This window comes from Escherichia sp. MAL-1, assembly GCF_052948035.1.
The window spans coordinates 2,932,038-2,947,698 of sequence record NZ_CM129609.1 but is presented as its reverse complement, the minus strand read 5'-3'; the positions used below and the strand labels follow the sequence as shown (position 1 = coordinate 2,947,698).

General features: G+C 50.9%; 15 protein-coding genes. 3 read left to right on the top strand and 12 right to left on the bottom strand.

The annotated features are described in order from the left end of the window. Positions 1-2: 2 nt before the first annotated feature. Positions 3-842, top strand: coding sequence for a Sir2 family NAD+-dependent deacetylase (cobB, locus tag ACU8XX_RS14770; RefSeq protein WP_000952737.1), 840 nt, complete (start codon positions 3-5; stop codon positions 840-842). Positions 843-978: 136 nt separating this feature from the next. Here the strand turns inward: cobB and potD are convergent, their stop codons facing one another. From potD to potA, 4 genes are read right to left on the bottom strand one after another with little or no spacing between them, the layout of a single operon-like run. After that, positions 979-2,025 (bottom strand): spermidine/putrescine ABC transporter substrate-binding protein PotD, encoded by a 1,047-nt coding sequence (gene potD, locus ACU8XX_RS14765; RefSeq protein ID WP_000759317.1) that lies wholly within the window; start codon positions 2,023-2,025, stop codon positions 979-981. Further along, positions 2,022-2,816, bottom strand: coding sequence for a spermidine/putrescine ABC transporter permease PotC (gene potC, locus ACU8XX_RS14760; RefSeq protein WP_000580316.1), 795 nt, complete (start codon positions 2,814-2,816; stop codon positions 2,022-2,024). Before potC ends, potD begins: the two co-directional genes overlap by 4 nt. Beyond that, the gene (potB, locus tag ACU8XX_RS14755) at positions 2,813-3,670 is read right to left on the bottom strand and encodes a spermidine/putrescine ABC transporter permease PotB (RefSeq protein WP_016242046.1); all 858 of its coding nucleotides are present in this window, start codon (positions 3,668-3,670) and stop codon (positions 2,813-2,815) included. The genes potC and potB overlap by 4 nt, the downstream gene beginning before the upstream one ends. Further along, entirely contained in the window at positions 3,654-4,790 is a 1,137-nt protein-coding gene (gene potA / locus ACU8XX_RS14750; protein WP_000531601.1) for a spermidine/putrescine ABC transporter ATP-binding protein PotA, read from the bottom strand. The genes potB and potA overlap by 17 nt, the downstream gene beginning before the upstream one ends. A gap of 249 nt (positions 4,791-5,039) precedes the next feature. Between potA and pepT the strand changes: the two genes are divergently transcribed. Then, positions 5,040-6,266 (top strand): peptidase T, encoded by a 1,227-nt coding sequence (gene pepT, locus ACU8XX_RS14745; RefSeq protein WP_000359441.1) that lies wholly within the window; start codon positions 5,040-5,042, stop codon positions 6,264-6,266. 48 nt (positions 6,267-6,314) lie between these two features. Here the strand turns inward: pepT and roxA are convergent, their stop codons facing one another. The 8 genes from roxA to rluE form a co-directional block, all read right to left on the bottom strand. Beyond that, a complete protein-coding gene (gene roxA / locus ACU8XX_RS14740) occupies positions 6,315-7,436 on the bottom strand; it encodes a [50S ribosomal protein L16]-arginine 3-hydroxylase (RefSeq protein ID WP_001295435.1) in 1,122 nt (373 codons plus the stop codon). A gap of 75 nt (positions 7,437-7,511) precedes the next feature. After that, on the bottom strand, positions 7,512-8,972 hold the full coding sequence (gene phoQ, locus ACU8XX_RS14735) for a two-component system sensor histidine kinase PhoQ (RefSeq protein WP_000735409.1): 1,461 nt from the start codon (positions 8,970-8,972) through the stop codon (positions 7,512-7,514). Continuing rightward, positions 8,972-9,643 carry a two-component system response regulator PhoP gene (gene phoP / locus ACU8XX_RS14730; protein WP_001265471.1) on the bottom strand — a complete coding sequence of 224 codons (672 nt, stop codon included), beginning with the start codon at positions 9,641-9,643 and terminating at the stop codon, positions 8,972-8,974. The genes phoQ and phoP overlap by 1 nt, the downstream gene beginning before the upstream one ends. Positions 9,644-9,811: 168 nt before the next feature. Beyond that, the gene (gene purB, locus ACU8XX_RS14725; RefSeq protein WP_000423742.1) at positions 9,812-11,182 is read right to left on the bottom strand and encodes an adenylosuccinate lyase; all 1,371 of its coding nucleotides are present in this window, start codon (positions 11,180-11,182) and stop codon (positions 9,812-9,814) included. Between the two features lie 3 nt (positions 11,183-11,185). Continuing rightward, entirely contained in the window at positions 11,186-11,827 is a 642-nt protein-coding gene (gene hflD / locus ACU8XX_RS14720) for a high frequency lysogenization protein HflD (protein WP_001297479.1), read from the bottom strand. 35 nt (positions 11,828-11,862) lie between these two features. Then, the gene (gene mnmA, locus ACU8XX_RS14715) at positions 11,863-12,969 is read right to left on the bottom strand and encodes a tRNA 2-thiouridine(34) synthase MnmA (RefSeq protein ID WP_001297484.1); all 1,107 of its coding nucleotides are present in this window, start codon (positions 12,967-12,969) and stop codon (positions 11,863-11,865) included. Positions 12,970-13,022: 53 nt separating this feature from the next. Then, positions 13,023-13,484: a phosphatase NudJ gene (gene nudJ, locus ACU8XX_RS14710; RefSeq protein WP_000476093.1), complete on the bottom strand. Its 462-nt coding sequence runs from the start codon at positions 13,482-13,484 to the stop codon at positions 13,023-13,025. Between the two features lie 9 nt (positions 13,485-13,493). Further along, positions 13,494-14,147, bottom strand: a complete 654-nt coding sequence (gene rluE / locus ACU8XX_RS14705) for a 23S rRNA pseudouridine(2457) synthase RluE (RefSeq protein ID WP_001248691.1) — start codon at positions 14,145-14,147, stop codon at positions 13,494-13,496. Between the two features lie 171 nt (positions 14,148-14,318). Here rluE and icd point away from each other — a divergent pair, with 171 nt between their 5' ends. Then, positions 14,319-15,569, top strand: coding sequence for an NADP-dependent isocitrate dehydrogenase (icd, locus tag ACU8XX_RS14700; protein ID WP_000444488.1), 1,251 nt, complete (start codon positions 14,319-14,321; stop codon positions 15,567-15,569). Positions 15,570-15,661: the final 92 nt, after the last annotated feature.

Here is a 15,661-nt window from a genome sequence, read left to right as displayed (position 1 = left end):
CTATGCTGTCGCGTCGGGGTCATCGGTTAAGTCGTTTTCGTAAAAATAAACGCCGCCTGCGCGAGCGTTTGCGTCAGCGTATTTTTTTCAGAGATAAAGTGGTGCCGGAAGCAATGGAAAAACCAAGAGTACTCGTACTGACAGGGGCAGGAATTTCTGCGGAATCAGGTATTCGTACCTTTCGCGCCGCAGATGGCCTGTGGGAAGAACATCGGGTTGAAGATGTGGCAACGCCGGAAGGTTTCGATCGCGATCCTGAACTGGTGCAAGCGTTTTATAACGCCCGTCGTCGACAGCTGCAGCAGCCAGAAATTCAGCCTAACGCCGCGCATCTTGCGCTGGCTAAACTGCAAGACGCCCTCGGCGATCGCTTTTTGCTGGTGACGCAGAATATCGACAACCTGCATGAACGCGCAGGTAATACCAATGTGATTCATATGCATGGGGAACTGCTGAAAGTTCGTTGTTCACAAAGTGGTCAGGTTCTCGACTGGACCGGAGACGTTACCCCAGAAGATAAATGCCATTGCTGCCAGTTTCCGGCACCCTTGCGCCCGCATGTAGTGTGGTTTGGCGAAATGCCACTCGGCATGGATGAAATTTATATGGCGTTGTCGATGGCCGATATTTTCATTGCCATTGGCACATCCGGGCATGTTTATCCGGCGGCTGGGTTTGTTCACGAAGCGAAACTGCATGGCGCGCACACCGTGGAACTGAATCTTGAACCGAGTCAGGTTGGTAATGAATTTGCCGAGAAATATTACGGCCCGGCAAGCCAGGTGGTGCCTGAGTTTGTTGAAAAGTTGCTGAAGGGATTAAAAGCGGGAAGCATTGCCTGATGCACTACGCTTATCAGGCCTGCAAGGGGACCACAATACCGACGAAAGAGCGGGATAAAACTTTACTGTCCTGACTCATTAGCCACATCCTTGCTAAATAAAAAACGGGCGGTAATGCCACCGCCCGCTTGCTGAATTAACGTCCTGCTTTCAGCTTCTGATAATACTCTTCATAAATGCTGCTGGCTGCGCCAACGTCATTCTGCCATTCGCCATTTTTAATGGTTTCAGCATCCGGGTAGAGCGTTTTATCGTTCGCCACTTCCGGACTTAACAGCTTACGCGCCGCAAGGTTTGGCGTTGGATAACCGATAGTTTCAGCAACCTGTTTTGCCACATCCGGGCGCAGCAGGAAGTTGATCAATTTCAGCGCGCCTTCTTTGTTTTTGGCATTTGCCGGGATCGCCAGGCTGTCCATCCAGAAAATGCCGCCTTCTTTCGGCCACACCACGTCAATTGGCGTACCCGCCTGCCGTGCAACGAAAGCAGAACCGTTCCAGATCATGCCGAGGTTAACTTCGCCTTCCATGTACGGGTTAGCTGGGTTATCGGAGTTAAACGCTGCGACGTTTGGCATCAGTTTTTTCAGCTCATTATATGCAGCTTCAATCTCTTTCGGATCGGTGGTGTTACCGGAGTAGCCCAGCTTACGCAGCGCCATCTGGAACACTTCACGGGCATCGTCGGTCAACAGCAGGCTGCCTTTGTACTCAGGCTTCCACAGATCGGCCCAGCTGGTGACAGATTTCGGATCCACCGCATCACCGTTAACACCAATCGCCGTCGCACCCCAGATATACGGAATGGAGTAATCGTTATTCGGGTCAAACGGCTTATTGAGCATGTCTGGATCGAGATTGCTGAAGTTCGTTAACTTCGACTTGTCGATCTTCTGGATCATCCCTTCTTTACGCATTTTATCGACGTAATAGGTTGAAGGAACCACCAGGTCATAGGCACCGTCTTTGTACGTTTTCAGCTTGGCATACATGGTTTCGTTCGACTCGTAAGTCGAATAGATAACCTTAATACCGGTTTCTTTGGTGAACTGTTCAAGCAGTCCTGGCGGCACGTACTCGGTCCAGTTGTAGAAATACAGCGTGTTGTTGTCATCGGCGTGAGCGGCGCTCATGCCCAGTGCCAGAGCACCCGCCGCGAGCAGGTGGCGTGACCATTTTTTCATTTAACGTCCCCTGTGTTACCTTTCGTTTTATCACGAGCAATAAGCTGGCTGGCAATAACCATCACCAGCGACAGCACCAGTAATATGGTTGCCAGCGCGTTAACTTCCGGCGATACGCCGACTTTGACCATCGAATAAATTTTTAACGGCAGAATTTCATAGCTTGGTCCGGTGACGAACGAAGAAACTACCACATCGTCCATCGACAGGGTAAAGCTTAACACCCAGCCCGCCGCCACCGCTGGCATTGCCAGTGGCAGAATGATTTTTCGCAGAATGGTAAATTCGCTGGCACCGAGATCTTTCGCCGCTTCCAGCATCCGCACGTCAAAACCTTTCAGGCGCGAATACACCGTCACCACCACAAATGGCAGGCAGAAGGTGATATGCGAGAACAGCAGCGACCAGAAGCCAAGCTGAATACCCAGCAGCATAAACAGCACCAGCAGCGAAATTGCCATCACGATATCTGGTGACATCATTACCACAAACAGCATTCCGCTAACGAACGGCTTACCGCGAAAGCGATAACGGTACAGCGCAACTGCCGTCAGTGAACCGATAAGCGTAGCAAACGTCGCCGAAAACACCGCCATTGTTAGTGAATGCTGCGCTGCCTGTAACAGGCTGTCGTTGTTCATCAGCAGGCTATACCATTTGGTGGTAAAACCCTGCCAGTTGATGCCAAAGCGCGAGCTGTTAAAGGAGTTCACAATCAAAATAATGATTGGGATATACAGGTACGCGTAGATAGCGGTCATAAAACCGCCGCGAAGCAGTCGACCGATCATTCGAGTTCCACCTTTTTATTCAGCAGACGAGAAGCGCGCCAGTAAACCAGCAACATCAGGCCCATTACGATAGTCAGCGTAATGCTGGTGGCTGCACCAAACGGCCAGTCACGAATATTGAGGAACTGTACCTTGATGACGTTACCGATCAGCAGGTTTTTCGCACCGCCCATCAGGTCGGCCACATAGAACAGGCCCATCGCTGGCAGCATCACCAGCAGACATCCGGCAATAATCCCCGGCATTGTCAGTGGAATAATTATGCGGATAAAAGTCTGTAACTTGCTGGCACCGAGATCGCGCGCCGCCTCAAGCAACGGCTTATCCAGTTTTTCGATACTGGAGTACAGCGGCATCACCATAAACGGCAGCAGAATGTAAACCAGACCGATAATCACCGCACTGGGCGTGAACATGATACGGATTGGTGTGTCGATAACGCCCAGCCAGAGCAAAAACTCGTTGAGATAGCCTTTGGTGCTGAGGAAAATTTTCAGCCCGTAGATACGAATCAATGAGTTGGTCCAGAAGGGAACAATCAGCAGAAACAGCAGCAGCGGACGCACCTTGTGTGGCAGCTTCGCCAGAAACCAGGCAAACGGGTAGCCCAGCACCAGGCAGGCGAGGGTGGCGATCAGCGCCATATTCAGCGAGTGCAATAGCACTTCAAAATAGAGCGGATCGAGCAGACGCGTGTAGTTATCCAGCGTAAAGACCATTTTGACGAAACTGGCGTCGTCGCGGGTCAAAAAGCTGGTGCCAATGATCATCAGGTTGGGCAGAAAGACAAACAACACAAGCCAACCGACAATAGTGACAATCACTACATTCTGGAACTTACTTGTGTTCTTCATCAGCCAGTACGACCTCCCAGCTTTCTACCCAATTAATGGCCATTTTTTGGTCGAGAGAGTGGTCAAAGTCAGGGTCGTCTTCATTGAAGAATTCGCTGACCATCACCATCTTGCCATTTTCCAGTTCAACAACCGACTCCAGCGTCATGCCTTTGTAGTTACGCTCACGAACGTAACCAATCAGCCCTTCAGCGTGGTTGTCGTCGTTAATCTCTTCAACACGTAAGTCTTCCGGGCGCAGCAGAACATGCAGTTTTTGCCCCGGTTCAACGGCGAAGTTAACGTAGATATTACATTCGCGGCCTTCAACGTTGGCGCGTACGCGCTGCTCGTCGAGACGTTCGATGACAGTGGCGTTAAACATATTGATTTCGCCAATGAAGCCGGCAACAAACAGGTTTTTCGGCTCTTCGTAAATTTCGCGCGGTGTACCATCTTGCTCAATACGACCCTCGCGCATCACCACAATCCTGTCTGACATGGTGAGCGCTTCTTCCTGATCGTGAGTGACAAAGACGAAGGTAATACCAAGCTTACGCTGTAACGCTTTCAGCTCGTTCTGCATTTGCTTGCGCAGTTTGTAATCCAGCGCTGAGAGCGACTCATCCAGCAACAACAGACGAGGCTTGTTAACCACCGCGCGGGCAATGGCGACGCGTTGCTGTTGACCACCAGAGAGCTGATGCGGTTTGCGTTGAGCGAAGGTTTCCAGCTGCACCATCCGCAGGGCTTCCATCACGCGGGGCGTAATTTCAGCAGCGGGGGTTTTTTGCATGCGCAACCCAAAGGCCACATTTTCGAACACGGTCATGTGGGGGAAAAGTGCGTAGCTTTGGAAAACAGTGTTCACATAGCGGTTTTCCGCCGGAACGTGGGTGATGTCCTCGTTATCCAGCATGATGCGTCCGGAATCAACAGTTTCCAGACCTGCAATCAGGCGAAGAACGGTTGTTTTACCGCAGCCAGAAGGGCCAAGCAGCGTGAGGAACTCGCCATTGTTGATAGTCAGATCCAGCTGGGGAATGACCTCTTTACCATCAAAGCATTTGCGAATTCCCGCCAATTGCACCAGCGGTGAAAGCGAACTCGGTTGTTTATTCAATTTTTTACTCTGTCCCATGTAAACGCAACGGATGGCTTACCGATGCGGGGTTTGTGGTTAACCACCTTGGTGACTCTTAATGAGGGCGGTAATTCTACGGCAAACCGCTTGAATCGCCAATCTTTGTTGTGAATTACTGGCTTAGCTTTATATTCATTAAGGTAATGCTGATAAATATTCCCGCTTGCAGGGGTAAAAGTGACCTGACGCAATATTTGTCTTTTCTTGCTTCTTAATAATGTTGTCACAAAAAGTGAGGGTGACTACATGGATAAACTACTTGAGCGATTTTTGAACTACGTGTCTCTGGATACCCAATCAAAAGCAGGGGTGAGACAGGTTCCCAGCACGGAAGGCCAATGGAAGTTATTGCATCTGCTGAAAGAGCAGCTCGAAGAGATGGGGCTTATCAATGTGACCTTAAGTGAGAAGGGCACTTTGATGGCGACGTTACCGGCTAACGTCCCTGGCGATATCCCGGCGATTGGCTTTATTTCTCATGTGGATACCTCACCGGATTGCAGCGGCAAAAATGTGAATCCGCAAATTGTTGAAAACTATCGCGGTGGCGATATTGCGCTGGGTATCGGCGATGAAGTTTTATCACCGGTTATGTTCCCGGTGCTGCATCAGCTACTGGGTCAGACGTTGATTACCACCGATGGTAAAACCTTGTTAGGTGCCGATGACAAAGCCGGTATTGCAGAAATCATGACCGCGCTGGCGGTATTGCAACAGAAAAACATTCCGCATGGTGATATTCGCGTCGCCTTTACCCCGGATGAAGAAGTGGGCAAAGGGGCGAAACATTTTGATGTTGATGCCTTCGATGCCCGCTGGGCTTACACTGTTGACGGTGGTGGCGTAGGCGAACTGGAGTTTGAAAACTTCAACGCCGCATCGGTCAATATCAAAATTGTCGGTAACAATGTTCATCCGGGCACGGCGAAAGGAGTGATGGTAAATGCGCTGTCGCTGGCGGCACGTATTCATGCGGAAGTTCCGGCGGATGAAAGCCCGGAAATGACAGAAGGCTATGAAGGTTTCTATCACCTGGCGAGCATGAAAGGCACCGTTGACCGAGCCGATATGCACTACATCATCCGTGATTTCGACCGTAAACAGTTTGAAGCGCGTAAACGTAAAATGATGGAGATCGCCAAAAAAGTGGGCAAAGGGTTACATCCTGATTGCTACATTGAACTGGTGATTGAAGACAGTTACTACAATATGCGCGAGAAAGTGGTTGAGCATCCGCATATTCTCGATATCGCCCAGCAGGCGATGCGTGACTGCGATATTGAACCGGAACTGAAACCGATCCGCGGCGGTACCGACGGCGCGCAGTTGTCGTTTATGGGATTACCGTGCCCGAACCTGTTCACTGGCGGTTACAACTATCATGGTAAGCATGAGTTTGTGACTCTGGAAGGTATGGAAAAAGCGGTGCAGGTGATCGTCCGTATTGCCGAGTTAACGGCGCAACGGAAGTAAGCGAAAAGGGATGCGGCATGTGATGCCGCATCCGGCTTAAATCCAAACTTACCCTTCGAAGAACCAATACCCGCTATTGACCAGCGCCGCGAGCATCGCGAGGAATGACGGATCTTCCAGCGCATCGCCAAAATTCTCCGCAGTCAGCGCAATGTTGCTGGCGAGTGCATCCAGTGCCGGACGGTGCGGGGAATCGATCTTCTCACCATTGGCATACACGTCGTCGCCAATGCGCAATACGCGCAGACCACCAAGGCGCACCAGCACATCACCTTGTTTCAGCGCATCGTAGATTTCATCCGGCTGATAAGGCGGCTCTGGCGGCGCGATATCCAGTTCATGACGTGACTGGGATATAAACTCGCCAAACCATTGCTTAAAGTGTTCCGGCTGGTTGATCAATTCGAGCATCATCTCACGCAGTTTATCCATCTCTTGCGGCAGAACGTCCGCAGGATGAGCGCGAGGTGGAACATCAGGATCGCTGTAGTAGTTGCCGCCCAGTTCACGTTGCAGCACATAATCGGCAAATCCGCTAATTAATTCCCGCGTATTTGGCGCGCGAAAACCCACGGAATAGTTCATCGCATTTTCCAGCGCGTAGCCTTCATGCGGGAATCCTGGCGGAATATAAAGAATATCGCCAGGCTCCAGCTCTTCATCGATGATGGCTTCGAACGGATCGACCTGTAACAGATCCGGGTGTGGGCAGTGCTGTTTCATTTGCAGCTTTTCGCCCACTCGCCAGCGACGACGTCCGGTACCCTGAATGATAAACACGTCGTACTGATCGAGATGCGGGCCGACGCCGCCGCCAGGTACAGAAAAAGAGATCATCAGATCATCAATACGCCAGTCCGGTAGTTCACGGAACGGTCGCATCAGCGCGGCGGTCGGCTCATGCCAGTGATTTACTGCTTGCACTAACAATGACCAGTTAGTTTCACCGAGATGATCGTAGCTTTCGAACGGACCGTGGCTGACCTGCCATTTGCCATCCTGGTGACTGACCAGTCGACTGTCGACTTCGCTTTCCATCGCCAGACCCGCCAACTCGTCTGGAGAGATCGGGTCAATAAAATTATTAAAGCCGCGTTTTAACACCACCGGGCGTTTCTGCCAGTGACGTTCAAGAAAATCGGGCCAGTTAAGAGTGAGTTGGTATTCCATGTTAAGCATCCACAGGCTGGTATCTGCAACCGATTATAACGGATGCTTAACGTAATGCGTGAAGTATGGACATATTTATTCATCTTTCGGCGCAGAATGCTGGCGACCAAAAATCACCTCCATCCGCGCACCGCCCAGCATGCTCTCTCCGGCGACGATTTTACCCTCATATTGCTCGGTGATTTCGCGGGCTACCGCCAGCCCTACACCTTGCCCAGGGCGTAAAGTATCAACCCGTTGACCACGGTCGAAAATGACCTCTCGCTTGCTTAATGGAATACCGGGTCCATCATCCTCGACCACAATATAGAGATGCTCGTCGGTTTGCCTTGCAGAAATTTCGACAAACTCGAGGCAATATTTACAGGCATTATCCAGCAGATTGCCCATCACCTCGACAAAATCGTTCTGCTCACCGACAAAGCTGATCTCTGGCGAAATATCGAGAGAGATATTGACCCCTTTGCGTTGATACACTTTGTTCAGCGCCGAGGTGAGATTGTCCAGCAGTGGGGCGACCGGATGCAGCTCGCGGCTAAGCAATGTCCCGCCGCGCATACTGGCACGATGCAGGTAGTAGCCAATTTGCTGTGAAATGCGGCTGATTTGCTCCAGCATTACCGGTTCAGCATCACTGACGCTCATCTTTTCACTACGCAGAGAACGCAGCGTACTTTGCAGCACCGCCAGTGGCGTTTTCAGACTATGGGTCAGGTCGGTGAGCGTCGTACGGTATTTGTCGTAACGTTCGCGTTCACTTTTTAACAATCGGTTCAGGTTTCGTACCAGACTGGTCAGTTCTCGCGTTGTGGCTGGATTGAGCAATTCGCGGTTATGTTCTTCCAGTTCGCGGACTTCTTTTGCCAGGGCTTCGATGGGGCGTAAACTCCACCAGGCGGCGACCCACAGCAGCGGGATCACTAACAGCAGATTGGCTGAGAGCACATAGATAAACCAGCTCCAGACCATATAGGAACTTTTTAGCTCCACCGGAATGGTATCCACCACCACAATGGTTAATTTTGGCATCCGCGATGTTGCCGGGTAGACGTTTACTGCCACCGAGTGGGTCATCTCCGCGTCGTCGTCATCTTCCCGCACTTCCTGCAACTGTTGCTGTATCGAATGATCTCCACTCAGCAAGAGGCTGGTATCGTTAACATCCGCTTCAATTTCATGAAAACCATTCGATTTCAGCCAGTCAGGCTGGATCATCTTCATCAGCCAGGGCACGTCACGTTGCGCCCATAAAAGCTGCCCGTTCTCATCATAAATTAGCGTCATGGTGGGGCTTTGCTTGTCGATATTTTCTGGTAACTCGACATGCAACTTATTGTTTTCCCACTTCGCAAGGGTATAGAACAGATTGCTTTCGCCACGTAACAGCCGAAACGTAGTTTTATCGAAACTGACGCTATAACCGATCAGCGCGACCATTCCGTAGGCAAGCGAAAGCACCAGTACTACCGCTGCCGTTGCCAACAGAAAACGTACCCGCAGCGAGAGCGGGAAAAAAAGACGCAGTAATTTTTTCATCAGCGCAATTCGAACAGATAGCCCTGGCCGCGAACGGTGGTAATCACTTCTTGCGGATATTGTGCCTGAATTTTTTTGCGCAGACGTCCCATCAGTACATCAATGGTATGGCTTTCCCGCAGCTCCGCATCCGGATAGAGTTGTAGCATTAACGAATCTTTGCTCACCACTTTGCCATTATTGCGTATCAACGTTTCCATAATGGTGTATTCGAACGCGGTCAGTTTGATCACTTCGTCATTAATAGATAATTCACGGCGAGAGAGATCAACCTGAAACGGGGGGAGCGAAATGACCTGTGAAGCCAGACCGCTATTACGCCGCATTAATGCCTGCATTCGCGCCATCACCTCTTCAATATGAAACGGTTTAGTCACATAATCATCAGCACCGGCACTTAATACTTCGACTTTGTCCTGCCAGCTTTCACGGGCGGTTAATACCAGAATCGGCAGTGAAACATCGTTGCTACGCCAGCGGCGAATCAGTGACAGACCGTCCTCGTCTGGCAATCCGAGATCGACAATCGCAATATCCGGTATATGTTCATTGAGATAATAATCGGCTTCTTTGGCATCTTCTGCGTCATCGACCTGATGACCAGCATCCTGAATCTGAACTTTAAGGTGGTGACGTAACAACGCATTGTCTTCAACAACCAGTACGCGCATTTTTATTTCTCCCTGTCTTAATTATTAAAATAGTGTAACGCGATTATGTGGTTATGGGGGTAAACATTAAATAAACCAGCGGGGAGGGGAGGTAAAGTGAAAAAATAAAAAGCGGATAATCTTAATAAGCAGGCCGGACAGCATCGCCATCCGGCACTGATACGAGGTTTATTTCAGCTCATCAACCATCGTGATAGCTCGACCAATATAGTTAGCCGGCGTCATCGCTTTCAGGCGGGCTTTCTCTTCTTCTGGCAACGCCAGACCATCGATAAACTGCTTCATGCCTTCGGCGTCAACGCGCTTACCGCGAGTCAGCTCTTTCAGCTTCTCGTACGGTTTTTCGATGCCATAGCGACGCATAACTGTCTGGATTGGTTCAGCCAGCACTTCCCAGTTGTGATCCAGTTCATCCAGCAGATGGTCACGGTTCACTTCCAGTTTGCTCACGCCTTTCAGGGTGGATTGATATGCAATCAAGGCATAACCGATACCCACGCCGAGGTTACGCAGCACGGTAGAGTCGGTCAGGTCACGCTGCCAGCGGGAAACCGGCAGTTTGCTTGCCAGATGCTGCAATACCGCGTTGGAAAGGCCCAGATTCCCTTCGGAGTTTTCGAAGTCGATCGGGTTAACTTTATGCGGCATGGTGGAAGAACCAATCTCACCAGCAATGGTTTTCTGTTTGAAGTGGTTAAGGGCGATATAACCCCAGACGTCACGGTCAAAGTCGATCAGAATAGTGTTGAAGCGCGCAACGCAATCAAACAGTTCGGCAATGTAGTCGTGCGGTTCGATCTGGGTGGTGTACGGGTTCCACTGAATACCCAGCGAGGTGACGAACTCTTCGCTGAACTGATGCCAGTCAACTTCCGGGTAAGCGGCGATGTGGGCGTTATAGTTACCGACCGCGCCGTTGATTTTGCCGAGGATCTCCACCTGGTTAAGCTGGCGGTACTGGCGCTCCATACGGTAGGCGACGTTTGCCATCTCTTTACCGATGGTTGACGGCGTGGCTGGCTGACCGTGGGTACGAGACAGCAGCGGGATATCGCGATACTGAACGGCGAGATCTTTAATGCCATCAATCAGTTGACGCCAGTATGGCAGGATCACTTCATCACGCGCGGTTTTCAGCATTAATGCGTGGGAGAGGTTATTGATATCTTCCGAAGTACAGGCAAAGTGGATGAATTCAGAAACCGCGTGCAGTTCCGGGATCTCCGCCACTTTTTCTTTCAGGAAATACTCAACCGCTTTAACGTCGTGGTTAGTGGTACGCTCGATAGTTTTGATGCGCGCCGCATCTTCTTCGCTGAAACTGGCGACGATTGCATCAAGGTAACCGATTGCGTCGGCAGCAAAAGCAGGAACTTCCTTGATCGCTGCGTGCGCGGCCAGTTTTTGCAGCCAACGTACTTCAACTTGTACACGGAATTTCAGCAAACCATATTCGCTGAAAATCCCGCGCAGCGCGCTGACTTTATCGCCGTAGCGTCCATCGACAGGGGAAACGGCGGTCAGTGAGGATAATTCCATAGATCACAACTCCGGGGTTAAATGAGCAAGAATTTGTTTTGCCTGAGTGGTCAGGCGATTACGAGAAAACATCAGTTGCAGACGTCCGCCGCCGACCTGGTGCCAGAGCACGGCGGCGCGAATGCCTGCCAGCAGGGTTGCGCGAACTTTCGCCTGCACTTGTGGGCTTTGCAGTACAGCAGGGGAACCGGTGACCTGAATGCGCGGGCCAAGCGGGCTAATCACATCAACATAGATAGCAGCCATCGCGCTCATCAGCGTTTCGGACTGTAAATCGAAGTGTTCGAGCTGGCGTTGCAGGCCGTTGATCCGGTTGCCCAGAGTGTCGAGCGCGCCTTTCGCTGAGGAGAGTTTGCGCTCAAGCACCATCAAGCTGAGTGTGTAGCGGGTTAATTCGGCGTTTAAGCCCTGGCGACTGCTGGCATTGAGCACGCCGAGCAGGGTTTCCAGCCCGACGCGCAGGTTGGCTTCGCTACCGCCAAAAACCGCCAGCGTCGAGCTGGGGTTCATATCAATAATACTGTTGAGTGAGACGTGTAGCGCATCGGCATCACAATGCCCCTGGTGAGCGAGTTGTTGCACCAGGCGTGCCGACTGACAAATACCGGCCAGGGCGAGGGTGATGTCATAGTAATTCTTTGCCACGTTCACTGCTTCCTTGTTTTAAGTAAAGATAATAATCAAACCGGCAGCGGCAGACGCTGCTCAATAATACCGCCACCGAGGCACACTTCACCGTTATAGAAGACGGCAGACTGGCCCGGCGTCACGGCGGCAACCGGTTCATCGAAAATCACTTCAATGCGATCATCGTCCAGCGCCTTGACGGTGCAAGGGATATCGGTCTGGCGATAGCGGGTTTTTACCGTGCAACGCATAGTGCCGGTGAATGGTTCGCGATCGACCCAGTGCAACTGCTGGGCAATCAACCCGACAGACATCAGCCGCGGGTGTTCATGGCCCTGAGCGACAACCAGAATGTTGTTTTCGACGTCTTTGTCCACCACATACCACGGTTCTTCGGTACCTTCTTTGGTGCCACCGATACCCAGACCTTTACGCTGACCGAGAGTGTGATACATCAGCCCCTGGTGCTCACCAATTTCATCGCCATCGACGGTAATGATTTTGCCCGGTTGCGCCGGGAGATAACGGCCCAGGAACTCGCGGAATTTACGTTCGCCAATGAAGCAAATGCCGGTAGAGTCTTTTTTCTTCGCGGTGACCAGACCAAGATCTTCAGCAATCTTACGCACCTGCGGTTTTTCCAGTTCGCCGACCGGGAACAGGCTTTGCGCAATCTGCTCATGGCTGAGCGTATAAAGGAAGTAGCTCTGGTCTTTATTGCTGTCCAGACCACGCAGCAGGCGGCTCTTGCCATCGACATCGGCCCGACGTACGTAATGACCGGTAGCGATATAATCGGCACCTAAATCTTCGGCGGCAAATTCGAGGAAGGCTTTAAATTTGATCTCTTTGTTGCACAGAATATCCGGATTCGGCGTGCGACCGGCTTTATATTCGGCAAGGAACAGTTCGAAGACGTTGTCCCAGTACTCGGCAGCAAAGTTAACGGTGTGCAGTTCAATGCCGAGCTTGTCGCAGACAGCCTGGGCATCAGCCAGATCCGCTGCCGCTGTGCAATATTCCTCACCGTCGTCTTCTTCCCAGTTCTTCATAAACAGGCCTTCGACCTGATATCCCTGTTGTTGCAACAGCCAGGCAGAAACGGAGGAATCGACACCGCCGGACATGCCGACGATTACTTTTTTTGCGGTTTCAGACATTGGATCACTCACGACATTGAACTTCAAGGCGGCGTATTCTATCACGCAGCCTTTTAGATGACACCCTTTGTAAAAGGCCAGTTAAAATCGCCAATCATCTCCAGCGGATAACGTTGCCCGCTTTGATAACAACGAATACTTTCCGCCACCAGCGGCGAACGAAGATTTGACGCCTGTAAAATTTCTTCGGCGCTGACCCAACGGCAGCAGTCGATATCGCTGTCATGAGGCTGGGTCGGGCATATTTGCTCAAGCTCAATGGCAAAGAGGAAACGCAAAAACGGCGTTTTATCTGGCGCAATCCACTGATGCATACGAATAAAGTGTTGCGGCTGCGCGCTGATGCCGGTTTCTTCCCACAGTTCACGGGCGGCGGCTTCCACTAAGGTTTCATCGGCTTCCAGATGCCCGGCAGGTTGGTTCCATAACGCTTTACCATTAATCGTCTCTTCAACGACTAAAAATTTGCCTTCTGCGTGCACCACGCAAGCAACGGTAACGTGCGGTTTAAACATTTTGCATCCTTAATCTGTCACTTCTCGCCATTCGCCATTGGCAAGATTATCCAAAGAGTAATCACCCATCGCATAGCGAATCAGTCGCAGCGTGGGGAAGCCAACATGGGCGGTCATGCGGCGCACCTGGCGATTACGTCCTTCATATAAGGTGATCTTCAGCCAGCTGGTGGGAATACTTTTGCGTTCACGAATTGGTGGATTCCGCGGCCATAACCACGCGGGTTCGTCAACCAGCTCCGCGCCGGCGGGCAGGGTAGGGCCATCATTTAAGGTTACGCCATTGCGCAAGGCTTCAAGTGCGTCTTGTGTGGGAATACCTTCCACCTGCACATAATAGATTTTTCCGGTGCGTTTACCCGGCTGGGTTAAACGCGCCTGCAACGCGCCGTTATTGGTCAGCACCAGCAACCCTTCGCTATCGCGGTCAAGGCGACCTGCTGCATAAACGCCCTGAACCGGGATGAATTCTTTTAATGTTTTGCGTCCGGCTTCATCGGTGAACTGCGGAAGAACATCGTAGGGTTTATTGAACAGGATCACACGCGTGGGCTGGTTTTCAGGTTTACGCCTGGTAGAACGTTGCGAGCTGAATCGCTTAACCTGGTGATTTCTAAAAGAAGTTTTTTGCATGGTATTTTCAGAGATTATGAATTGCCGCATTATAGCCTAATAACGCGCATCTTTCATGACGGCAAACAATAGGGTAGTATTGACAAGCCAATTACAAATCATTAACAAAAAATTGCTCTAAAGCATCCGTATCGCAGGACGCAAACGCATATGCAACGTGGTGGCAGACGAGCAAACCAGTAGCGCTCGAAGGAGAGGTGAATGGAAAGTAAAGTAGTTGTTCCGGCACAAGGCAAGAAGATCACCCTGCAAAACGGCAAACTCAACGTTCCTGAAAATCCGATTATCCCTTACATTGAAGGTGATGGAATCGGTGTAGATGTAACCCCAGCCATGCTGAAAGTGGTCGACGCTGCAGTCGAGAAAGCCTATAAAGGCGAGCGTAAAATCTCCTGGATGGAAATTTACACCGGTGAAAAATCCACACAGGTTTATGGTCAGGACGTCTGGCTGCCTGCTGAAACTCTTGATCTGATTCGTGAATATCGCGTTGCCATTAAAGGTCCGCTGACCACTCCGGTTGGTGGCGGTATTCGCTCTCTGAACGTTGCCCTGCGCCAGGAACTGGATCTCTACATCTGCCTGCGTCCGGTACGTTACTATCAGGGCACTCCAAGCCCGGTTAAACACCCTGAACTGACCGATATGGTTATCTTCCGTGAAAACTCGGAAGACATTTATGCGGGTATCGAATGGAAAGCAGACTCTGCCGACGCCGAGAAAGTGATTAAATTCCTGCGTGAAGAGATGGGGGTGAAGAAAATTCGCTTCCCGGAACATTGTGGTATCGGTATTAAGCCGTGTTCGGAAGAAGGCACCAAACGTCTGGTTCGTGCAGCGATCGAATACGCAATTGCTAACGATCGTGACTCTGTGACTCTGGTGCACAAAGGCAACATCATGAAGTTCACCGAAGGAGCGTTTAAAGACTGGGGCTACCAGCTGGCGCGTGAAGAGTTTGGCGGTGAACTGATCGACGGTGGCCCGTGGCTGAAAGTTAAAAACCCGAACACTGGCAAAGAGATCGTCATTAAAGACGTGATTGCTGATGCATTCCTGCAACAGATCCTGCTGCGTCCGGCTGAATATGATGTTATCGCCTGTATGAACCTGAACGGTGACTACATTTCTGACGCCCTGGCAGCGCAGGTTGGCGGTATCGGTATCGCCCCTGGTGCAAACATCGGTGACGAATGCGCCCTGTTTGAAGCCACCCACGGTACTGCGCCGAAATATGCCGGTCAGGACAAAGTAAATCCTGGCTCTATTATTCTCTCCGCTGAGATGATGCTGCGCCATATGGGTTGGACTGAAGCGGCTGACCTGATTGTTAAAGGTATGGAAGGCGCAATCAATGCCAAGACCGTAACTTATGACTTCGAACGTCTGATGGAAGGCGCTAAGCTGCTGAAATGTTCAGAGTTTGGTGAAGCGATCATCGAAAACATGTAATCTCTCCATGTGTTAAATATTGAAACGGGCGTATAACACGCCCGTTGTTTTATTTATGTGGATATTATTAATAGCATATCGAGCATATTTAT